Source organism: Rhizobium sp. Leaf453 (genome assembly GCF_001425605.1).
Classification (GTDB): domain Bacteria; phylum Pseudomonadota; class Alphaproteobacteria; order Rhizobiales; family Rhizobiaceae; genus Pararhizobium.
In genome coordinates this window covers 122,150-141,826 of the sequence record NZ_LMRG01000010.1, presented here as the reverse complement: position 1 = coordinate 141,826, position 19,677 = coordinate 122,150, and the positions used below count along the sequence as shown (strand labels likewise).

The 19,677-nt window shown below is 58.6% G+C and carries 22 protein-coding genes and 3 pseudogenes; 15 read left to right on the top strand and 10 right to left on the bottom strand.

The features are described 5' to 3' along the window. Positions 1 to 7: 7 nt before the first annotated feature. The 4 genes and pseudogenes from ASG68_RS13125 to ASG68_RS13110 all read right to left on the bottom strand — a co-directional run bounded on the left by ASG68_RS13125 (position 8) and on the right by ASG68_RS13110 (position 2,284). Positions 8 to 307, bottom strand: a complete 300-nt coding sequence (locus ASG68_RS13125; RefSeq protein WP_062577398.1) for a conjugal transfer protein TrbD — start codon at positions 305 to 307, stop codon at positions 8 to 10. Then, a complete protein-coding gene (locus ASG68_RS13120; protein WP_062609818.1) occupies positions 300 to 683 on the bottom strand; it encodes a TrbC/VirB2 family protein in 384 nt (127 codons plus the stop codon). Before ASG68_RS13120 ends, ASG68_RS13125 begins: the two co-directional genes overlap by 8 nt. Next, positions 673 to 1,651, bottom strand: a pseudogene (gene trbB, locus ASG68_RS13115) (P-type conjugative transfer ATPase TrbB). Before trbB ends, ASG68_RS13120 begins: the two are co-directional and overlap by 11 nt. A 9-nt stretch (positions 1,652 to 1,660) precedes the next feature. Further along, the gene (locus ASG68_RS13110; RefSeq protein WP_062609817.1) at positions 1,661 to 2,284 is read right to left on the bottom strand and encodes an acyl-homoserine-lactone synthase; all 624 of its coding nucleotides are present in this window, start codon (positions 2,282 to 2,284) and stop codon (positions 1,661 to 1,663) included. A 336-nt stretch (positions 2,285 to 2,620) separates the two neighbouring features. On the opposite strand from ASG68_RS13110, the gene repA reads away from it, so the two are divergent. The 3 genes from repA to repC all read left to right on the top strand — a co-directional run bounded on the left by repA (position 2,621) and on the right by repC (position 6,313). Continuing rightward, positions 2,621 to 3,883, top strand: a complete 1,263-nt coding sequence (repA, locus tag ASG68_RS13105; RefSeq protein ID WP_112405108.1) for a plasmid partitioning protein RepA — start codon at positions 2,621 to 2,623, stop codon at positions 3,881 to 3,883. Next, positions 3,880 to 4,911, top strand: a complete 1,032-nt coding sequence (repB, locus tag ASG68_RS13100) for a plasmid partitioning protein RepB (protein WP_062577388.1) — start codon at positions 3,880 to 3,882, stop codon at positions 4,909 to 4,911. Before repA ends, repB begins: the two co-directional genes overlap by 4 nt. Positions 4,912 to 5,098: 187 nt before the next feature. Beyond that, complete coding sequence (gene repC / locus ASG68_RS13095; RefSeq protein ID WP_062609815.1) at positions 5,099 to 6,313, top strand: plasmid replication protein RepC; 1,215 nt, start codon at positions 5,099 to 5,101, stop codon at positions 6,311 to 6,313. 722 nt (positions 6,314 to 7,035) lie between these two features. On the opposite strand, the gene ASG68_RS13090 is transcribed toward repC, so the two are convergent. Further along, positions 7,036 to 7,569 (bottom strand): DUF4142 domain-containing protein, encoded by a 534-nt coding sequence (locus tag ASG68_RS13090; protein WP_062609813.1) that lies wholly within the window; start codon positions 7,567 to 7,569, stop codon positions 7,036 to 7,038. Between the two features lie 114 nt (positions 7,570 to 7,683). Between ASG68_RS13090 and ASG68_RS13085 the strand changes: the two genes are divergently transcribed. From ASG68_RS13085 to ASG68_RS13070, 4 genes and pseudogenes are all read left to right on the top strand, one after another. Then, positions 7,684 to 7,926, top strand: a complete 243-nt coding sequence (locus tag ASG68_RS13085) for a hypothetical protein (RefSeq protein WP_062577381.1) — start codon at positions 7,684 to 7,686, stop codon at positions 7,924 to 7,926. Positions 7,927 to 7,972: 46 nt separating this feature from the next. After that, a pseudogene (gene nadE / locus ASG68_RS13080) lies at positions 7,973 to 8,802 on the top strand (ammonia-dependent NAD(+) synthetase). A 118-nt stretch (positions 8,803 to 8,920) separates the two neighbouring features. Next, on the top strand, positions 8,921 to 9,499 hold the full coding sequence (locus ASG68_RS13075) for a cysteine hydrolase family protein (protein ID WP_062609811.1): 579 nt from the start codon (positions 8,921 to 8,923) through the stop codon (positions 9,497 to 9,499). 58 nt (positions 9,500 to 9,557) lie between these two features. Further along, positions 9,558 to 9,797: a hypothetical protein gene (locus tag ASG68_RS13070; protein WP_062609809.1), complete on the top strand. Its 240-nt coding sequence runs from the start codon at positions 9,558 to 9,560 to the stop codon at positions 9,795 to 9,797. Here the strand turns inward: ASG68_RS13070 and ASG68_RS13065 are convergent. Together ASG68_RS13065 and ASG68_RS13060 are read right to left on the bottom strand one after the other, a co-directional pair. Continuing rightward, the gene (locus ASG68_RS13065) at positions 9,789 to 10,196 is read right to left on the bottom strand and encodes a hypothetical protein (protein ID WP_062609807.1); all 408 of its coding nucleotides are present in this window, start codon (positions 10,194 to 10,196) and stop codon (positions 9,789 to 9,791) included. The two genes, ASG68_RS13070 and ASG68_RS13065, sit on opposite strands and share 9 nt — an antisense overlap. Before the next feature lie 165 nt (positions 10,197 to 10,361). Beyond that, positions 10,362 to 11,507 (bottom strand): site-specific integrase, encoded by a 1,146-nt coding sequence (locus tag ASG68_RS13060; protein WP_062609805.1) that lies wholly within the window; start codon positions 11,505 to 11,507, stop codon positions 10,362 to 10,364. Positions 11,508 to 11,631: 124 nt separating this feature from the next. Here ASG68_RS13060 and ASG68_RS13055 point away from each other — a divergent pair, with 124 nt between their 5' ends. Further along, a complete protein-coding gene (locus ASG68_RS13055) occupies positions 11,632 to 12,585 on the top strand; it encodes a DUF1403 family protein (RefSeq protein ID WP_062609861.1) in 954 nt (317 codons plus the stop codon). A 2-nt stretch (positions 12,586 to 12,587) separates the two neighbouring features. After that, positions 12,588 to 13,295, top strand: a complete 708-nt coding sequence (gene scpB / locus ASG68_RS13050) for an SMC-Scp complex subunit ScpB (protein WP_062602038.1) — start codon at positions 12,588 to 12,590, stop codon at positions 13,293 to 13,295. A gap of 556 nt (positions 13,296 to 13,851) precedes the next feature. Here the strand turns inward: scpB and ASG68_RS13045 are convergent. Continuing rightward, entirely contained in the window at positions 13,852 to 14,592 is a 741-nt protein-coding gene (locus ASG68_RS13045; protein ID WP_062609803.1) for an SDR family NAD(P)-dependent oxidoreductase, read from the bottom strand. A 271-nt stretch (positions 14,593 to 14,863) separates the two neighbouring features. On the opposite strand from ASG68_RS13045, the gene ASG68_RS32390 reads away from it, so the two are divergent. The 4 genes and pseudogenes from ASG68_RS32390 (at position 14,864) to ASG68_RS30640 (ending at position 16,562) form a co-directional block, all read left to right on the top strand. Next, positions 14,864 to 15,070, top strand: a complete 207-nt coding sequence (locus tag ASG68_RS32390; protein WP_244484217.1) for a hypothetical protein — start codon at positions 14,864 to 14,866, stop codon at positions 15,068 to 15,070. A gap of 56 nt (positions 15,071 to 15,126) precedes the next feature. Further along, a pseudogene (locus ASG68_RS32870) lies at positions 15,127 to 15,465 on the top strand (zinc-binding dehydrogenase); the annotation flags it as partial. Between the two features lie 50 nt (positions 15,466 to 15,515). After that, entirely contained in the window at positions 15,516 to 15,824 is a 309-nt protein-coding gene (locus ASG68_RS32380; protein ID WP_244484221.1) for a zinc-binding dehydrogenase, read from the top strand. A 78-nt stretch (positions 15,825 to 15,902) separates the two neighbouring features. Beyond that, positions 15,903 to 16,562 carry an alpha/beta hydrolase gene (locus ASG68_RS30640; protein WP_320416515.1) on the top strand — a complete coding sequence of 220 codons (660 nt, stop codon included), beginning with the start codon at positions 15,903 to 15,905 and terminating at the stop codon, positions 16,560 to 16,562. Here ASG68_RS30640 and ASG68_RS13030 read toward each other — a convergent pair. Both ASG68_RS13030 and dinB read right to left on the bottom strand, forming a co-directional pair. Then, positions 16,478 to 17,245, bottom strand: a complete 768-nt coding sequence (locus ASG68_RS13030) for an exonuclease domain-containing protein (protein ID WP_200943216.1) — start codon at positions 17,243 to 17,245, stop codon at positions 16,478 to 16,480. The two genes, ASG68_RS30640 and ASG68_RS13030, sit on opposite strands and share 85 nt — an antisense overlap. An 18-nt stretch (positions 17,246 to 17,263) precedes the next feature. Then, positions 17,264 to 18,352 (bottom strand): DNA polymerase IV, encoded by a 1,089-nt coding sequence (dinB, locus tag ASG68_RS13025; protein ID WP_113569433.1) that lies wholly within the window; start codon positions 18,350 to 18,352, stop codon positions 17,264 to 17,266. A gap of 160 nt (positions 18,353 to 18,512) precedes the next feature. On the opposite strand from dinB, the gene ASG68_RS13020 reads away from it, so the two are divergent. Further along, positions 18,513 to 18,821, top strand: coding sequence for a hypothetical protein (locus ASG68_RS13020; protein WP_062602032.1), 309 nt, complete (start codon positions 18,513 to 18,515; stop codon positions 18,819 to 18,821). Between the two features lie 149 nt (positions 18,822 to 18,970). Continuing rightward, positions 18,971 to 19,546, top strand: coding sequence for an SMI1/KNR4 family protein (locus ASG68_RS13015; protein ID WP_062602030.1), 576 nt, complete (start codon positions 18,971 to 18,973; stop codon positions 19,544 to 19,546). Positions 19,547 to 19,677 lie beyond the last annotated feature (131 nt).

Sequence of the window (19,677 nt, the reverse complement as noted above, 5' to 3'; positions counted from 1 at the left end):
CGCCACCTCAATACCGGCGCCACGGCGAAGTGGTCGCCTTGTAATAGGGCTTGTAGGAAATGTGCCTGATATAGACCTGCCGCATATGGGGGTCGGACTTCGCCATCATCCGGAGCAGCCCGACGATCACGACCCAGACGGCGACCCCGAAGATCGCCGAATAAACCGTCAGTACGACGAAGATCAGGATCACGGCTGCAAGACCGGTGATCAGCACCAGCTCCCGGTCGGCGCCCATCAGCAGGTTCGGGCGCGACAGCGCGCGGTGGATGCGGTTACGCCGCAGGCCGGAGAGGGACTCAGCCATGCTCTCCCTTCCCTCCTCCGTTCGAACCGATCGAGGTGATCTGCTCGTCCGTCAGCCCGATCGAAGCGCCGGTCGCGCCAAACAGGCCGACGATGTTGGTCGCGCCGAGCAGGATGCCGGCGACGAGCACGACATACACAAGACGCCGCGCGAAATCGTTGAGCTCGCCGCCGAAGATGAGCATGCCGCCGGCAATGGCCACGGCTGCAAGCGCGATCGCACCCGCGACCGGGCCGGTTATCGACTCCTGGATCTGCTGCAGTGGCCCTTCCCATGGGAGGCTGCCGCCGGAACTGGCGAGCGCCGGCGCGGCAGAGGCAAGAATGATTGGCGCCGCCACGAGTGCGGCGGCGATGAGGGTATCCTTACGCGACATGGCGCGCCTCCTGTTCTTCGGTGAGCTGATCGGATTCGATCTCGTACCGTCCGTTGATGAACCGCTCGACTTGAATGATGTCGCGAACAAGCCGCCCCCCTGGCGTCCGCTCAATTGAAATGACCAGGTCGACGGCCTCTCCGATCACCTCATGCATCGGCTGCTGGCTTGCCTCCGCTGTCAGCTGTTCAAGCCGACGCAGCGCCGACATGGCGGTGTTCGAGTGAATTGTCGCCACGCCGCCCGGGTGGCCGGTGTTCCAGGCCTTGAGCAATGTCAGGGCCGCGCCGTCGCGAACTTCGCCAACGACGATCCGGTCCGGACGCAGCCGCATTGTGCTCTTCAAGAGCCGCGCCATGTCGATTGTATCGCTGGTATGGAGGAGAACAGCGTTTTCGGCCGTGCATTGGATTTCCGCGGTGTCCTCAAGAATGACGAGCCGATCCTCCGGCGCAGATTTGACGATCTCGTGGATGACAGCATTCGCAAGCGTCGTCTTACCGGAGCCTGTTCCCCCGGAAATGATGATGTTGAGCCTCGCGGAAATGGCACTGCGGATCGTCGAGGCCTGGTATTCTGTCATCACGCCGGTGCGAACATAGTCTTCGAGCGGAATGAAGCGCGATGCCCTCCGTCGAATCGTGAAGGCAGGCTTGGCTACAAACAGGGGGCAACAGACCTTCGAAGCGGTGGCCACCGATAGGCAGCTCGCCGGATATGATTGGATGTTCCGTGTCGACCTCTGACTGAAGCGCGTGCGCGACTGTGCCAATGACCATCTCCGCGGCAGCGGATGACATCTCGCCAGCGCGGGCAACGCCGTGACCGAGGCGTTCGATGAACAGCTTTCCGTCCGGATTGAGCATGATTTCGACGACAGTCGCGTCGTCCAGAGCAACACAAAGCTGATCGCCGAGCGCCTCCTGAAGTTTGCGGACAAGCCTGGGATGAGAGCGAAGCTGGTTCACGGATTTCTCCTACGCCGCCTGGCTGAGAGGGCTGAGTTCGGAACGGTACTTGGAAGGACGGAGCCTGAGGAACGTCTTCGCATTGGCGGGCAGCGTGCCCGCTACGGCCATCGTCACGCCGATCTTCTTTGGCTCGCCCAGACGTCGCAGCGGCCATCCGACGCGAGCAAGGATGCGCTCGAATCGGAGATCGGTCACAGTGACAATCTCGGTGTAGCCATTCGCGAAGCACCATTCGATGATGCCGGCGAACATAGTCAGTGTGGCCTCATGGATGAAACCGTCCCCCCTCCCCTCCGCTAGGGCCGTGTCGACGCAGAAACGAGAACTCTCGATCATCGCGGCATGACCGTTGAGTTGACCGTCGGGGAGAAGCGACGGGAAAACGTCGGCTACCATTGTTGGACCAAGTGTAGGAAGGAGCCTCGCGCACCCCGCCAGTTGGCCAGTCTCGGCGATGGCAAGAACATAGGTCGGCCGAAGCGCGTCGAAACCATCCGACTCGCACCCCGCCGTTACGTCCACTTCCCAACCCAGGCGATCGGAAAAGACCCGCGCACGAAGCTGGTAGTGGATGTGTAGGAGATGCGCCTCCTGGAGCGTCCGGGGCGTTGAGAGCGCAAGAACCTGCATGATTTTCTCCGTCATTGTTGGACAGCGAAGAAATCAGCACAGATTGGTATCAAGGGGCAGTTGTAGGATTCAACATGCGCGTGGCGACGTGAGTCGCTGTTCATGATGAGTGTAGCGCGAAAAAAACTCCTGATCTCCCTGCCGTTATACTGTTCGGATTTGTAGGATTCACGGGGGAACAAACCGGGATCTAGGGGATCCAGATCTGAGGCTAACTACCGGAGCGGGAAAGAAAAAATCCGTACAAGTTTGTTCAGATTGTCCCCAGCCATTACTTTGTATTAACCCTAAACTTCTGGACCAGTTGGGAGAATCGTGTTCTATCTTTGGCGGGCGATGGCCGGTAAACCGGTAGAAAGCCGCCAAGAGGGACAGATGGCGATAGCAAACCGAGTAGAAGCAGTTGTTGGCTCGAAGGAAGATGCCGGCAGCAAAATCATGCGCCATGCCGGGCTTCTGTCGGGGCAATTGCAGCAGCTCAGAACTCGTATGTATCCACCAAAGTCGGAAAAGACCCTGCGTCCCTTTCTGACCAACGAAGTGTCGAAGCTGACGTCTATACCCGATTCCACCCTGAAACTCATGTCCACCGAAGGACGTGGACCGGTTCCCAGCAGATTGGATAATAACCATCGCGTCTACACGCTCGCCCAGATCAATGAATTGCGTGAATTGTTCGCGATGCAGAAACCTGTGGACGCCTTGCGATTCCTTCCTCGTCGTCGCGCGGGCGAACATCTCCAGGTCATTGCAATCGCCAACTTCAAGGGCGGCAGCGCAAAGACCACGACTTGCGTGCATCTATCCCATTATCTCGCGCTTCACGGCTATCGCGTCCTTGCATTGGATTTGGATCCTCAAGCATCCCTGTCAGCTATGTTTGGTGCTCAGCCAGAGATCGACGTTGGGTCAAATGAAACAATCTACGCCGCGCTGCGCTACGATGAGACCGAACGCCGTCCGATCCGCGATATTATCCGCAAGACATACTTCGATGGCATTGACCTCATTCCCGGAAATCTGGAAGTCATGGAGTATGAGCACGAAACGCCACGGATTTTGGCGAACAAGTCGAGCTCGGGCGCAATTTTCTTCGAGCGATTGAAGCTTGCTCTCTCTGAAGTCGAGGCGGATTACGATGTGGTGATTCTCGACACTCCGCCGTCGCTCGGGTTTTTAACGCTGAGCGCGATCTATGCGGCGACGAGCATGATCATAACGGTCCATCCAGCGATGCTGGACGTCGCATCGATGAGCCAATTTCTTCTCATGATGGGCGATCTTATTAGTGTCCTTAATGAGAGCGGCGCCCAGTTGGACCAAGACTTCGTTCGGTACTTGGTAACACGGCACAACCCAAATGACGCTCCCCAATCACAGGTCGTTGCTATGCTTAGACACTTGTTCGGCTCTGATGTCCTGTTGCCAACCGCCATCGAAAGCACGGCGGTCGAGGCGGCCGGGCTAGCGAAACGCTCGGTATACGAGCTTGAGATGGGACAAATCGGTCGCGATACCCAAAAGCGCGCCCGGGAGGCCGTAGACGCTGTGAACGAGGCGATAATTCGCCTCATCAATGATAGCTGGGGGCGGGCATGAGCAAATCCCCTCGCAAATCGATTGTCGCCAGCTTCGGACTGCTTTCCGCTGAGCTTGAGAACAGCCAGACAACCGATCAGCAGCCTGACCCACCGGCTCCGTCGTCCGGCAATCGTGTGGGGGCAGGTGTCGTAGGCGCGGCCCATCGGGCGATTGAGGACATCAGATCAGAACGAGACCGGTTGAAGGATCTTGTTGAGTCTGGCGGCGGGGCTATTCGAGAGTTGGATCCTTCCCTCATCGACCCCTCCCCTTACCCCGACAGGCTGCCAGATGATGATGCCTCGAGTTTTGAGGCGTTCAAGCGGTCGATTGAAACTGAGGGACAAAAGGTTCCCGTCCAGGTCCGGAAGCACCCGTCGTCACCCGGTCGGTATCAGATTGTCTATGGTCACCGCCGCTGGCTTGCTGCCAAGCAGATCGGCAAGCCCGTTCGAGCAATCGAGGTCGAGATTTCCGACCTCGACCTCGTTCTCGCGCAAGGCATCGAAAACGCGGGTCGCCAAGACTTGACCTGGATCGAGCGTGCGCTTTTTGCTTCGCGAATGGATGATGCGGGGATCAAGCCTCGGCATATCTACGCGGCGCTTTCGATCGAAGATGCAGAACTAGCACGAATGCGGAATGTCTACAGGATGATTCCCGCAGATATAATCGAGGCCATTGGGCGGGCACCGAAGATCGGACGGCCCCGCTGGCTCGATCTTGCCAAGACGGTTGCGGGCAACTCTGGAACGCTTGATGTGCTGCGGGTAGCGCTCGTTAACAAGGGCGATACGACTGAGACCTCCGATCAAAGGTTTCAACGTGCGTTGAACGCCATCAAGCCGCCATCGACTGGTCGTCCCGAGCCAAGCCCTATTACGGATCATACCGGGATGAAGCTCGGTGCCTTGTTGTCGAGCTCTAAGGAGGTTCGAATTTCGGCTGAGGGCTCACTCGGAATTGAATTTTTAAAGTTTGTTGAGGCGGAGCTCCCAGCGCTTACTGAGCGTTTTGCCCGTCTGCGGGGAAATGAGAAACCCTGACAGCTGTCAAGGTTTGAGTGTGAAGAAAGGAAGAACCGCAAAAGAAAAAGGCCCCCCAACGTTGCCGTCGTGGAAGCCTCTCTCATGTGTGACAACTAGAGAATCGCATTTCCCCGAATCCCAGTCAAGAGTCTTTGGCACCGTAATTTGGTGAGCATGTTTCTTTTGCCTTTTTGAAGGTGAAAAAATGCAGATTGGAAGTGTGACGACGCCCTTTGGGCGGCGGCCGATGACGCTTGCCTTGGTGAGGCGGCAAATCGAGACTAGGGAAATCAAGCCAGGCAAGACGGCGGACAAATGGAAGGTCTTTCGGGATGCCTCTGAAGCAAGGGAACTGCTTGGGCTGCAGGATCGCAGCCTTGCTGTCCTAGATGCACTCCTGAGCTTCTATCCGGACAACGAATTGCGCCAAGATGCGCAGCTCATTGTTTTTCCGTCCAACGCGCAATTGACACTTCGAGCGCACGGCATCGCAGGCGCTACGCTTCGCAGACATTTGTCGCTTCTCGTCGAAGCCGGACTAATCGTTCGCAAGGACAGCGCGAACGGGAAGCGCTACGCCCGCAAGGACAAGGCGGGTGCAATCGATAGCGCATTTGGCTTTGATCTATCGCCGTTACTCATCCGAGTGGATGAGCTCGCGATGATGGCCCAGCGGGTCGTTTCCGATCGCTTCGCCCTCCGCCGGGCGAGGGAAAATTTGACGATATGCCGGCGCGACGTTCGAAAGCTGATTTCTGCTGCGATCGAGGAAGGCGCGTCGGGCAATTGGGAAAGCATCGAAGCGACGTACATCGGCCTTGTGGGTAGGATTCCGCGGTCTCCCACACTCGGCGACGTGAGTTCAATCCTCGACGAGATGGAGCTCTTGCAGCAAGAGATCGTCAACATACTGGAAATACAGCAGAAAAACAAAAATAATAGCACCAATGGTGATCACAATGGGCGTCACATACAGAATTCAAAAACCGAATCCATCAATGAACTTGAACCTAGCTCCAGAAACGAGCAGGGCGCAAAGGCGGTGGTCGATAATCGGCCGAAGCGGCAGCCAATCCGGAATTTTCCGCTTGGCATGGTTATGCGGGCCTGCCCCGAGATTGCCATGTATGGGCCGGGCGGAACGATCAGCAATTGGCGCGACCTGATGGGTGCCGCAGTGGTAGTCCGGTCAATGCTCGGCATCAGCCCATCAGCCTATCAGGAAGCCTGTGAAGTGATGGGGCCGGAAAATGCGGCCACCGCGGTCGGTTGTATCCTCGAGCGGACAGGCCACATAACCTCCCCGGGAGGATATCTCCGTGAGCTGACACGCAAGGCGGCAAGGGATGAATTTTCACTTGGACCGATGCTGATGGCGCTTGTTAAAGGGGCCGGCGATGGTGGATTTAAGGCAGGATGAAATAATGGTGAGAAATTGCGAGCGGCTCACAAACCCTGACAGCTGTCAGGGTTTGTGAGCACAACCTTAGGCCTGGTAAGAGCAAATGGCGTGATGCCAGCAAGCGGGGGTGAAAGGAACTATGAACAGATGCGCCGGAGAGAGCTCGACACCACTCCAATGTCTGTCGATAAAGGAACGCATATTCAATACGAGTAGAATTGGGGGAAAAGATGTTTTGGGCGACGAAGACCAAAGCGTTTGACCTCACGAAGACAGCGGGACGCCCGCCACCGCGCAAGCCAAAAATACAAGGGAGGGCTTCGCCACCAAAACAATCATAGTCACGCCCGCGGAGCTTTTCGGTGCAATGGCAAAATGCTCGAATTTACATCTGATCAACGCGGCCGCTGTAACTGGCGAGTCAGAAAGCTGATGTCACCTCGTGCACGATTGCGTCGACGACCACGATGACAACTTCGCCAATCTTGAGGCCGCGAATAGGCTAAAGGATTTCTCGCGCACCCACCTTGCTGGAGTTGTAGGGGCTAAGGGCGTTGACTCCAACAGGTCTCAACGCATCTCGATATGAAGGTGGGATCGTCCGCAGCCAGCCATATGTTCTCGATTGGATTGTGGATGACCTCACCTAAACGCGCCCAGATTCTTATCCATTATACTACGACGTACCTGTCGGAGTTGATGACTCCGACAAGGGGCTGATCCATCCGAGCAAGGGGTTGTTACTTGTTCATGTCCGTTGCCATCTGTAGATGGTGTTCGAGCGCTGGTCGGGTTTTTGCCGCCCAGGCCTTCAACTCGGCATCCTCGCCTTCGTCGCCATAGCGCTTGAAGAGGTCGACCGCATCCTCATGCACGTCTTCCTGGTCAGAATTATATTGCTTGGTGAAATCGTCACCCTGAAGTTTCTTCAGGTCGTCGAGCATGCCCTGATGAGCGGACGACATGGCGGTCGGGATGGTGGCCTTCACCTCGCCAGACGTCACCATGGCCTTCAACTCGTCAGATGTCTTCTGGTGGTCGGCTAGCATCTGCTGTGCGAACGCCTTTGTCTTCTCGTCTGAACGCTCAAGGGCAAGCTTGCTGGACTCGATCTCGAACATGTCGCTGCTTGCAGCCTCCAGCACAAAATCTTCGGTCTTGGGGGCAACGCCCATGACTGAGTTGACCCCGGTTTTCTCGGCGGTGGACTGCGCCAATGCTGCGGACCCGGTGGTGGCGAGAAGGATGGATGCGAGGATAATTCCTTTTTTCATAAGAAAGACTCCTGTTGGCAGTGGCGCGATAACCAACGCGACGCTGCATGGTTCCAAGCCATGGGAACACTTTCAATCTCTTACGGTTTCCTAACGAAACGAAGGAGCCTTACAATGACCGCCCAAGATATTTTGCAGGAAGATGTCTCGGATTTCGCATCTCGACTTGAGGCGATGACGAGCGATGAAGTGTTTGCCGCCATGAGCTCGCTTGAAAAACATAGCGAGGATGATGTCGACGACCGCGAGGAAACGCTTTCCCGAATAGCGCTGGTAGAAGACGAAATCGAGCGCCGGTTTCCCGGGCAAAAGCTGGCCTCCTACCGCGACTGGAAACAAGACCAGCCTCTGCTGTGATAGAAGTGCTCAAACATCAATAGCACAACGCTTTAGGGGAGTGCCAATGGACGAAGAACAGCAATCGATATCGGTAGATCTCGGAGTGACCGTCGACTTCGACGCGGACCGCGAGGTGGAACAGCGCGCCTACTTCCTGAGCGACTATCTGCGCCATTCATCGTGCCGGAGTTTCGTCCTGGGCATAAGCGGGGGGGTCGATTCTCTCGCCGCTGGCCTCCTTGCGCAAAAGGCGGTCTCAAAACTCCGCGCTGATGGATACGATGCCAAATTCATCGCTGTCAGATTGCCCTATGGCGTCCAGGCTGACGAATCGGACGCACAAAGGGCTCTCGCGGTAATCGGACCGGATCGGGTCGTCACAGTCGACATCAAGCCAGCCGCCGACGCGATGCTCGATGCAGTCATGGTTGAAGGCGGGGATCTGGTCGAGCCAGCCCGGAGACAATTTCATCTCGGTAACATCAAGGCGCGTCAGCGGATGATCGCGCAATATGCTTTGGCCGGCGCAACTGGTGGTCTGGTCATCGGAACGGATCAGGCTGCAGAGGCCCTCATGGGGTTCTTCACCAATTTGGGGACGGCGCGGCCGACATATTGCCGCTTGCGGGTTTGACGAAGCGTCAGGTGAGAGCCATCGCCGAGCATATGGGAGCACCCTCGGAACTTGTGTTCAAGGTCCCGACTGCGGACCTCGAATCCGACGCGCCCCTTCGTCCGGACGAAGACGTTTACGGTGTGACCTATGAGGAGATCGACAATTTCCTGGAAGGCAAGGCGATCGCCGAGGCGTCGCGACTAAGAATCCTAAGGACGTATCGTGCGACGGGGCACAAGCGTGCCCTGCCGGTGGCCGCGGCTGCCGAGTCGGCGTAACATGTCTTTGCGGATTGCGAATGCAAGCGCTTGTGTTCAAGACTGACGCGAAATCAACCCGTGTGCAGCAAAGGGAACTCCTGCGTAAGATACAGGTTCATGGCGGACGGAGGACGCGATGAACAAGAATAACTGGATCCACCTTTGCATCGATATGCAGCGGATGTTCGCGGAGGACACGCCATGGCATGTGCCGTGGATGCAACATGTCTCACCCCAAATCGAGGAAATCGCAAAGCACTACCCGCAGAGGACCGTATTCTCACGGTTTGTGCCGCCCAAGCGGGCAGTGGACATGCACGGCATGTGGCGGAGCTACTACGAAAAGTGGGACGCGATGACCCTTGAAAGGCTCGGACGGGAGATGGTCGACCTCATTCCGCCGCTAAAGGCGTTGGTTCCTCCCGCGAGGGTCTTTGACAAGATGACCTATTCGCCGTGGACGACCGGCGAACTGCACCGAGTGCTGGCGGGGGAGGGGGTTGAAACCGTTGCTATATCAGGCGGCGAAACTGATGTGTGTGTTCTGGCAGCAGCCATTGGAGCCATAGACCTGGGGTATCGTGTCATTCTGCTAAAGGACGCAGTTTGCAGTGGGGCGGACGATACCCATGACGCTTCGCTTGAATTGCTAGGTGATCGGTTCTCCGTGCAGTTGGAGATCTTACCGACGGAGGGATTTTTGAGCCGCGCATGAGAGAGCGAAGGCCAGTTGGGTAGAAGACTCTTTCCTTGGCTGACGGGGCAGGGGACTAGTGTTCATCAATAACTGGATCATAGATCTCAAGCGCCTTACCCAGCTTTTCCTGAGAGGGACGAACATCTTCAGTGACATCATGATCGGAGCTCACGACCTTTCGACGATGCTCGCGTCGTATGTTGCTGTTTTGGCACCACTCGATCTGCGGATGGTGCTCGAATTGGGCGATGTCGACGAGATAGGTGTATCTGGCGTAAGAGCGACAGGCGTTGGCCCGCTGGGAGGATTACTGTGAAGAGGCTTTATAACGCCCGTGATAGGTCAGCCGACTGGTGGACCCGAACTCTGGCGGTCCGCCTTCAATGGCCGTATGATCAATCAAGACAAGGGTATTTGCCTTCTCCGTCTGGCGTCTGATCTCCGCGACCTGCGTGAGCTCCATCCTCGAAACGAGGTACTCCCAATCTGGTTCTTCGCCGCTCTTCCAGATGATCTCAACAAAATCGTTGTCGATAGAGCAGCCCAACTCGGACTTCATTGGCCAGATAGGGTTTCGATCCTCCCAAGCCGTGTATTCCTCGTCTGAAGCATCCTGACTTGGTTCCGGTTCCCAGTGAGGATGCCCGAAGGCAGAGGCCCCATCATTGGTCGCGAAGAGAGCTGTAAATACGTGGATGTCCGAGCTTTCTGACATTGAGCGTCCTGATGGTCACGGTCGCATTCATTCTTCGGCGAAGATTAGCCATCTAGGGGCGCGATTGGAAGTCCGCTACGGACCGAAAGCAGCCTTTCACCTTTGTCGCACTCTCCCGAAAAGTTTGGGTTTAGCGTCCGACTTTTGCGGAGGTCTTGGTGGGCGCTATAACCCTGCAGCTTTGGTCAGATTGATACGGAAGCGATCACGCCGCCGCTGATATCTGCGAGTCATCTCAGCTGATACATGCCCAAGCTGTTTCTGAACGTAACGCTCATCGACCTCAGCCGACGAGGCCAGGCCGGCTCGCAGCGAGTGGCCGGAAAACTTAAAAGCCCGCTCGATTTCACTCAGATCGCCTCGAACGCCGGCAGCGCTCGCCGATCGTTTCACAAGCCGGGCCACCTCCTTGTCATTCAATCGTTCCGATCCAACCGCCTTTCCCTGTCCTGTGACGCGGCGGAAGAGAGGGCCATGCGCTAGTCTGGCGAACTTGATCCAGGTCTCGACGGCCGCGACTGGGCACGTGGCGTCGGAAGAACCTCGGCCGACCTCGACCTCCCGCCAACCGGTCTTGCCGCGCAGAGTGATAAGCATGCCTTTGTCGAGAATCTCGATCCAGCCGCGGCCGTCTTCCGTCTGATCTGCTCTCAGATCGAGACCAACGATCTCGGAGCGCCGAAGACCGCCGGCATAACCGATGAGCAGCATAGCCCGGTCGCGCAGTCCGCGCAGAGAGCCGCGATCGAGCGTCTCGACCATCGCGATGATGTCTTCAGCCATGGCCGCTTCCTTTTGCACTGGAGGCCGCGCGTGACTGTTGCGTATGCCAGCCATCACCGTGGCAATGTGTCTGTCCTTGCGATCAAGCGAGAGTCCGCGCTGTGAATAGTTCCAGCTGAGCGAGGAGAGGCGTCGTTCGATGGTTGAGACAGAGTTGGCCTTGGCACCTCTTGTAGGCGTGCCAATGGCACTGCCGGAAGCGCAGGCCGTGATATAAAGCCCGACGGTTTGCGGATGCGGGGGGAGGGGAGTGAGGTTCGACCGCCGACACCACGAAGAAAAGTGCTTCCAGTCCGAGGCATAGGCTTTGCGCGTGTTGGCGGAGCTGGCGGCCTCCACATAACTGCGGGCGCGGTCGGCGAGGCTGGCGAGATGGGCTGGCGTCTGGTCCTCGCTGACAAGAGAGGGGAGGGGGCCGTCGCCCGACACCTCCGTCGCGGAAATATCACCGCCGGACGCTGTGCTGATAGACGGCGCTGAGGTCTCCTGGTCGTGAATTTCGGTCTTTTGGTCGATGATTTGGCCCATTTCTCTATAATGACGGAAACGTCCGATAATGCAAGATTATCGGACATTTTATGTTACTCCCAGGCCGTGCGGTTAAGCGCGATATTTCTGGTACAAACCGCGCACTTGATTTATGTTTGTCGGCATGGATTCGCTCGCGCCCTCCCCTCCAACCACCCCTGTCTGGTCGCCCAGCCTACCGGCGTGGATGCCCTGTCGCGGCCGCGATATCACCGAAGCCGACGCTGCCTTCGCCGCCGGTATCGCTCTGAAATCGCTGGACGATCTGATTCGCGTCGATCCGCCGTGGATCGGCTGCTGGCGCGATCGTCTCGCCCTAAAATCCGCTTCCATCGCCGCCAAAATGGTCGGCCGAAACGAAGACGAACTGGCACTGCGAGACGCGGTTCTGCTAACGGCTGCGGGCAACGATCCCGGCCCTGCCGGCAAGCTATTTTGGGCCACAAGAATTGTGACGCGCCGGACTGGGACGCCTGCCACACCGTTCGTTAAGGAGCTTGTCGCGCTGCTGGGGATGATGTGGGACAACATCCTTGCCTCGATCCCCGACATGGTCAATTCTGCAAATCAGTCCCGGCGAGCAGCACCCTTCGCGGTGGCGGACCTGATAACGGCGATCTCTGCCGTTCGCCCGGACGCCGAAGTTTTGGCGCTTGGTCTTGCCGAGCTCGTGCTGGCGCAAAAACTAAACTGGCCAAGACCTGTCCCGCTGTTACTCCCCGAGCGTCTTGGTCCGGCGTTCCGCACCATCGATGGCCGCGGTCGCGTCCGACCAGGCGAGCCGGGCTATCCGAAAGCGATCTGCCTGGCGCTGGTCGACGGTGTTGAGGCAGCGCTGCGGTCCGCCGTCGAGATCGATCGCCGCGCCGCGCAGTTGCTGGCCGTGGCCCCGAAGGTACGAACGAAGGGCGCCGAGCCGGTGATCCGCCGGTTGCTGACAGAGGATGCCGTGCCGGCGTCCGCGCCCGGCTCAAAACTGTCGCGCTGGGCGGCCAACCGGCTGTTCGAGCGTCTGGAAAGTTTCGGGGCGGTGCGCGAACTCTCCGGCCGCTCCTCCTTCCGAATTTTTGGGTTGTGATCATGGCCGGATCTCCTGCACTCAAGCCGTCTCGTCGGAAGGCAAACGCTGCAGACGTACTCCTTTATGATCGCGAATTGGATCAGTTCCCGGCCGAGATGCGCTGGCGGGAATGGATGATGCGGGTTGAGGCGGTGATCTTTGCCTCGGCCGAGCCGGTCAGCCGCGAGATGCTGGCGCGGGTGGTGGGAAAAGATTGCAGCATCGATCTGCTGATCGATGATCTCATCGAGGAGCTGAGGGATCGACCATACGAGCTGGTGTCGGTCGCCGGCGGCTGGCAGCACCGAACCCGGCCGCGGTTCGCCGAGACGATTCGCGCGTCGTCGGCGCCGACAAGGGGAGGAACTGCAGCCCTGTCGGAGTTCGAGGCGATGGTGTTGATGGCCGTGGGATATTTCCAGCCAGTCACCCGCAGCGAGCTGTCAAAGATTTTTGGCAAGGAAGTCAGCCGCGACACGATCAGCAATTTGCGTGGCGCGGGTTTCATCGGCTCGGGGCCGCGCAGCCCGACGCCGGGCGCGCCATACACCTATGTGACGACGCAGCATTTCCTTTCCGCTTTCGGCATGGAGACGTTGCGCGACCTGCCGGATATCGAAGCGCTTGAGGACGCCGGCCTGCTCAGTCGACATGCGGTTCAAAACGAAATCCCCGCCTCGGAAGGCGGCGAAAGCGACACGGACGAAGAACCGTCCTTTATTGAGTGATGCCGGTCGTCTGCAGCCGCTTCGTCATCGCGATCGGGCTGACGAGCATCGCCGTCGAGGCCAGCGCCATCGAGAGGCCGATCTTCATCGGGAACAGCAGCAACTGATCGAATAAGGGGCTGTCGGAGTAGGAGGCCGCGACGCCGCCTACGCCCTCTTTAAAAGCCTTAGGATCGCCTCGGCCGCGTCTTGTACCTCCGCGCTATTGACTGGCACAATGCCGGGAATGCCTGTTGGGATGGGTTCACCAAGCTTCAGGTCTGACATGGTCGCGTCCGTTCGCGGTTCACTATCCATAAGTGCTGCAGCGCACAAAAGTTCCGTGAAGCAGGTTTCTTTCCATGCCGGATCGTTCCGTGGCAAACGTCCTCGTTGAGGCAGTCGAGCAGCGACGTCTGCCTGGGGCTCTATGGGACTGCTCTAATTCGTGGGAAGGAACTTCATGGTTGGCACCGTCAGCGAGTCGTTTGGATGCTCTCTCGCGCTGGCTCATGTCCGACGTTGTTAAGGAGCATGGCCATTCTTCGTCGAAGGCCATGCTTGATCAAGATGTGGCTTAAGCGATCGCGCCGCCGTCCGCGGTGAGGGCTGCGCCTGTGATGACGCTCGCAGCGGGACTTGCGAGGAACACCACGGCATTCGCGATTTCCCTTGGCTCGCCGTAGCGCCCGAGCGACGTCAGGCTTCGCTGGAAGTCTGCAGCCGCGCCGTCGGCCGGATTGGCATCCGTGTCCGTCGCCCCAGGCTGCACCAGGTTCACGGTGATGCCGGACGGCCCAAGCTCACGCGAGAGGCCACGCGTGAACGATTTCAGTGCCGCCTTCGACATGGCGTAAGGCGTTACACCGGGAAAGGGCACCCGCTCGCCGAGCGCGGAACCGATCGTGATGATACGGCCGCCGTCGCGCAAATGCGGGATGACCGCTTTTGCGAATAGCACCGGCGCTCTTACGTTAACGTCCATGAGTGTTTGATATTCGTCCAGGTTCAGATCGGCGATGTTGCCTGAATGGCCGATCGCTGCGCTGTTGACGAGGATGTCCAGCCCACCGAGCGAGGCCATGGCGTCCTCGACAGCCCGCGCGATCGCCTGCGGATCGGCGCTGTCGGCCTGGATGGCGACGGCTCGACGGCCGTGGCTTTCGACGGACCGGGCAACCGCCACGGCCTTCTCGCTCGAACTATGATAGGTGAACGCCACATCCGCACCATTCTTCGCAAGCGCTTCCACGATGGCCGCGCCGATACCGCGCGAGCCGCCCGTGACCAAAGCACGCTTTCCATTCAAATCGATCATTTGCGTCGATTCCTTTCTTCTTCGTCGGTCTTGAAGTCGGGAGAGCCGCAGCTATACGGATGCGCCCGACAGGATGTCCCGCCTATTTCGTGGCCATGGGGCAGCGGTTGAAGTGGCGATGAATGTGACAGCTTGTTGCACGGTGGGGAACGGCGACCGCGTCCGATCCCGCTCGTTGCAGGTCGCGCAACACGACGTTCCCGATGGCGAACCCTTTTTCGGGAGCACGGACAACCTAAATGTCTCTACAAGTTGATTGAAGAATGGAGTGATGATGAAGGCCGCCGTCTACGACAATCCGGGACCACCGTCTGTGCTCAAATACGTCGACGTGCCTGATCCGGTCTGCAGGTCGAACGAAGTCCTCATAAGGCTGGAAGCGATCTCGATCGAAGGCGGAGATCTGATCAATCGCAGATCGACGTCACAGGTAAACCCTCTGTGGGTGGTCGGATATGCAGCGGCCGGCACGTCGTGAGCGTGGGCAAGGACGTGACCACCCGTGCCGTTGGCGACAATGTCGCCGCCTTCAGCATGCAGGGATCGCACTCGGAAATTTGGGCTGTCACCGCTTCGCGAACGTGGCTGGTGCCCGCGGGCCTGGATATCGCAAAGGCGGCCGCGCTGCCCATCTCCTTCGGATCCGCCTATCACAGCGTGGTTTCCCGAGGCGCTATCGGGATGGGCGAAACCATTCTTATTCACGCTGCGGCTGGAGGCGTAGGGCTCGCGGCGGTACAGCTCGCCAAGCGGGCAGGGGCGACCGTGATCGCGGTGACGAGCGGGAGCGAAAGGCAGGCCCCTCTAATTGAACTCGGCGCCACCTTCGTCATCGACCGACTTCAGTACGACGTCGTAGAAGAAGCGCGCCGACTAACCAATGGGAAGGGCGTCGATCTGGCCATCGACCCGGTCGGCTCCACTTGCAAGCTTCGCTTTCCGCGCTCGCACCGGAAGGGCGTCTCGTCTTCCTTGGCAATGCTGGCGGCGGAAAGCTCGATGTCGATCTATGGCTGCCGATGCAGAATAATCAGACGCTGCACGGGGTATTTATGGGATCCATCTTCGAACGGCCTTCGGTGCACGGCAGCGTCGACGATCTCCTTGCTGCCGCCGCAGCCGGAAAGATCGACGTCGCGATCGACCGATCTTTCGCGCTCGAAGACGCTGCGCACGCGCACGAATACGCCGAAACGGCCAGGCCCTTCGGGCGGGTCGTGATGACCCCATGAACAGAGAAAGAAGGGCCACCGTATGATCAAGCGGGTTTCGTTCAGGAACAGAGATATCGAGGTCGTCGGCAATGTCCCCTGCCGCCGGACTTCGACGAGGGTGGCAGATATCCCGCGATCGTCCTTTCGACGCCGGGCAGCAGCGTCAAGCAGCAGATCGGCGCCGTATACGCCGAAAGGCTCTCCGCAGACGGCTTCATAGCGCTTACCTTCGACCCGTCATACCAGGGCGAGAGCGGCGGTGAACCACGTGATCTCGAAGATCCGTCCGTTCGCGTCGAAGACATTCACTGCGCGGTCGATCATCTGACGACACTACCCTACATCGACGAGGCGCGGATCAGGCTTCTCGGGATCTGCGCAGGCGGCGGATACGCGATCAAGGCAGCCCAGACCGAACCGCGCTTCAAGGCGGTAGGCACGGTCGTTGCCAACGACATCGGCGAAGCGATGCGTCGCCTGCTTCCCGACTTCCGTCAGACCCTTCGGGACGTCGCAGCAGAGCGCACTGCGCAGGCCCGTGGTGCCGAGCCGCGGCGAGATCCTTGGATTCCCGATAGTCTCGCGGAGGCCAAGGCCGCTGGAATTACCGATCCCGAGCTGCTGGAGGCCGTCGGGTTCTATCGGGTAGGAGGTGTCGTCAGATCGCTTCGTCACAGAAGTGTCCCCTGGGCAGGTTCGAGCCGCTCCATTTCCTGGCGTTCTCCGCGCCGTGCCAACTCCGTCCCGGCACTGTAACGGACGTCGATATCGCGATCACGCGCGAAGTCCTCAAGTGCTTGATGAGAGATCCGATCCCAGCCTTTGCCGCGGTCCGGGCCGGCGGGAACGCGGGGCAGTAGGCCGGGTTCGCGGCTCCAGGCCAGGAGCTGATCCAGAGATGTCGCATTCAACAAGTCGCGGAGATGATGCGCCGTGACGTAGGCGTCGGGAAGGGCACGATGGGCCGGCAGGCCGATCTCATGTACGAGACCCTCCGGCATGCGCTGGTAGCGCAGCATCTGGTTGGAAAAGCGCGGCAATTCGGGCCAGACTCGCAGCGCAGACTTCCAGGTGCAGATCCAGGGTGTGCCGCCGGTAAAGCGAGGCGTGCAATAGCGCTGTTCGAAGCCCGCCCGGTGCGCCGCAAGCGCAACCAGCCGCCCCGGAGGTCGCAGTACACTTGCGGCGATCTCCTTCCAGAACGGCGCATCGGCCACCTGGCTGTCAAGGATATGATGCACGGCAATTGTATCCGGTGTCATCGGCCGTCCGGGATTGACCAGCAGTGCTCCACGCTCCTCGGTCACCAGCCACAAGCCATCGTCATCCAGAACGACATCCTGCCAACCTATTTCGCAGACATCGTTCGGGCCATTGCCGCCGGTCTCAAGATCGATGACGCGAACTCTGGGTAAATGGCTTTCGGAGATCCTGATCAATCCTCTTGTTGAACCCGATCATAAAGCCAGATCGAGCTGCGGTTGTTCCTCGTCATGCTCTGTCTCATCGTTGGTCAGTGAGGAGAGCGTCACGCCAAGCAGGCGAACCGGACGCTTGAACGGATAGACGGTGGCAAGCAGCGTCGATGCCGCCTCCATGATCTCAGCAATGCCCGTGACAGGAGACGTGCCCGTCCTGCTTCGTGTTGCCTGTGTGAAGTCCGAATACTTGATCTTCACGGTCACCGTCTTGCCGCTGATCGATTTTGCCTGACAATGCGACCAGACTTTCTCCGCCAACGGTTTTAGCTCGGTGGTTGCGAGAGCGAGATCGTCGATGTCGTCGACGAACGTATCTTCCGCGCCCACCGATTTCCGGATCCGGTCGGGCCGGACAGGACGCTCGTCTATGCCGCGAGCGATGCCATAAAAATAGGGACCGGATTTCCCAAAGTTCTCTGTCAGGAACTGCAGCGATTTCGATTTGAGATCGGCGCCGGTTTCGATGCCAAGGCGGTGCATCTTCTCGGCGGTGGCTGGGCCGACGCCGTGAAACTTCTTGACTGCGAGCCCTTGGACGAAGGACGGTCCGTTCTTAGGGGTGATGACGGCCTGGCCGTTCGGCTTGTTGAGGTCCGACGCCATCTTGGCGAGGAACTTGTTGTAGGAGATGCCGGCCGATGCATTGAGACCGGTGACGGCCTTTATGTTCGCACGGATTTCCAGTGCGATCTCAGTGGCGATAGGCATGCCCTTGAGATTTTCCGTCACGTCGAGATAGGCTTCGTCAAGCGACAACGGTTCGATCAGCGGCGTGTATTCGGCGAAGATCTCGCGGATCTGTTGCGAGACGGCGCGATAGACCTCGAACCGTGGTTTCACGAAAATCAGCTCTGGGCACTTCCGAGCCGCCGTCACCGACGGCATGGCTGACCGCACACCAAACTCGCGGGCCTCGTAGCTTGCCGCGGCAGCCACACCACGAGCAGCCGCTCCGCCGACGGCGAGGGGCTTGCCGCGCAGTTCCGGATTGTCGCGCTGTTCCACCGACGCGTAGAAGGCATCCATGTCGAGATGGATGATCTTGCGAGCGGATCGTGCGGTCATGACGTTCATGCGGGTCGTTCAACGCAGAAGAAAACAAAGAGAGAACATAGCAGCCGCCCGGCGCGAATCCAACCCGTGCAGATTGAGTTTTCCATTGGTACCGAAACAACCCGACCCGAGCGACGTTTGGTATACGATGACCAAAACGCAGGAGAAACTCATGTCTGACGATAGCACCACGACCATCCGCGCGACATTCAAGACCCGCGAGGCCGCGGACCTTGCGATTGAACATCTTGTGCAGCAACATGGAGTTTCCCGGCCCGATATTTTCGTGCAGCCGGTCGCTTCGGAAAACTCTGCGGGATCCGCACCTTCAGGCGGCGACGTCGGAAGCAATGGCGATGCGCGGACTGATGCACCTTTGGAAAGTGAAATCGAGGTGTCGGCCGATATCGCGGCCGACAAGATCGCAGCGGTGCAGCGGAGTTTTGGTGATCTGGACGCAATCCGGGTTTCCGGGCGTTGATCGAGCCGGGCCGGCTCCTAGGTCCAGCCGTGATCGCCAACTCCATACACCAATGGCCTTGCAGGCGGCCTGGAGCTTTTCCGATATGCTCTCAACTCGCGCATCGTACCGAATGGTCTTGCGGTAGAGCAGAAAGTGGAAGAAAGTTCGTGATAACCGACGACGTCACTCAACTTTTCAATCGTTCGAGCGTTACGCGTACAGCGTCTGCCGAAGAAATCTCCGCAGTCGAGGCGCAGATCGGGGCGCTGCCACCGTCCTACAAGACTTTCGCCGAGACATTCGGTTATGGCACGACCAACGGCCTTTTCGTCATCGAAATGCCGTTCAACATGTTCGGCCATGGCGGGCTTGTCGTTCGCGGAGACGCCCTCCACGAACAGGTTCACTGGCTGGTTGATCAACTTCGGGAAGACGGCGCCGAGGTTGGCGATCTCGATTGCCTCGAGCCTTATGACGAAGAAAGCCAGAACGTCTCCAGCTTTTTCGACGACCTGCGTTTCTACGGCAACAGCATCAATGGCGAATACCTGTGCTGGCGGCGCGACAAGGACGGCGTGTTTAATTTCCACGTCATCGACCGTGCCTGCCTCTCAATCCGTTTCGCCGGAACGAGCCTGATCGAGTTCATTCGCAGAACGCAGACCGACGATGTCAAGACCTTGCTCGGCTCGGGATATGAAAAGCTGCCACGCACCTTCGAAGGCGCGACCGCGGAGGGATGAGTGCAACACCCTCTGGTCGTTGGACCACGGGTGAACGTCTACAAGTCAATTTTCTATGATGATGCGCCGTGAGATAATGATGATTAACCGATTGCCAGAGAGTAGAGCTTGGCGGAATCTGGTCGTCCTGC

Excerpts from the sequence above, each read along its gene's own strand:
- ASG68_RS13125 (WP_062577398.1), bottom strand. The coding sequence starts at position 307 with ATGGCTGAGTCCCTCTCCGGCCTGCGGCGTAACCGCATCCACCGCGCG.
- ASG68_RS13120 (WP_062609818.1), bottom strand. The coding sequence starts at position 683 with ATGTCGCGTAAGGATACCCTCATCGCCGCCGCACTCGTGGCGGCGCCA.
- ASG68_RS13110 (WP_062609817.1), bottom strand. The coding sequence starts at position 2,284 with ATGCAGGTTCTTGCGCTCTCAACGCCCCGGACGCTCCAGGAGGCGCAT.
- repA (WP_112405108.1), top strand. The coding sequence starts at position 2,621 with ATGGCCGGTAAACCGGTAGAAAGCCGCCAAGAGGGACAGATGGCGATA.
- repB (WP_062577388.1), top strand. The coding sequence starts at position 3,880 with ATGAGCAAATCCCCTCGCAAATCGATTGTCGCCAGCTTCGGACTGCTT.
- repC (WP_062609815.1), top strand. The coding sequence starts at position 5,099 with ATGCAGATTGGAAGTGTGACGACGCCCTTTGGGCGGCGGCCGATGACG.
- ASG68_RS13090 (WP_062609813.1), bottom strand. The coding sequence starts at position 7,569 with ATGAAAAAAGGAATTATCCTCGCATCCATCCTTCTCGCCACCACCGGG.
- ASG68_RS13085 (WP_062577381.1), top strand. The coding sequence starts at position 7,684 with ATGACCGCCCAAGATATTTTGCAGGAAGATGTCTCGGATTTCGCATCT.
- ASG68_RS13075 (WP_062609811.1), top strand. The coding sequence starts at position 8,921 with ATGAACAAGAATAACTGGATCCACCTTTGCATCGATATGCAGCGGATG.
- ASG68_RS13065 (WP_062609807.1), bottom strand. The coding sequence starts at position 10,196 with ATGTCAGAAAGCTCGGACATCCACGTATTTACAGCTCTCTTCGCGACC.
- ASG68_RS13060 (WP_062609805.1), bottom strand. The coding sequence starts at position 11,507 with ATGGGCCAAATCATCGACCAAAAGACCGAAATTCACGACCAGGAGACC.
- ASG68_RS13055 (WP_062609861.1), top strand. The coding sequence starts at position 11,632 with ATGGATTCGCTCGCGCCCTCCCCTCCAACCACCCCTGTCTGGTCGCCC.
- scpB (WP_062602038.1), top strand. The coding sequence starts at position 12,588 with ATGGCCGGATCTCCTGCACTCAAGCCGTCTCGTCGGAAGGCAAACGCT.
- ASG68_RS13045 (WP_062609803.1), bottom strand. The coding sequence starts at position 14,592 with ATGATCGATTTGAATGGAAAGCGTGCTTTGGTCACGGGCGGCTCGCGC.
- ASG68_RS32390 (WP_244484217.1), top strand. The coding sequence starts at position 14,864 with ATGATGAAGGCCGCCGTCTACGACAATCCGGGACCACCGTCTGTGCTC.
- dinB (WP_113569433.1), bottom strand. The coding sequence starts at position 18,352 with ATGACCGCACGATCCGCTCGCAAGATCATCCATCTCGACATGGATGCC.
- ASG68_RS13020 (WP_062602032.1), top strand. The coding sequence starts at position 18,513 with ATGTCTGACGATAGCACCACGACCATCCGCGCGACATTCAAGACCCGC.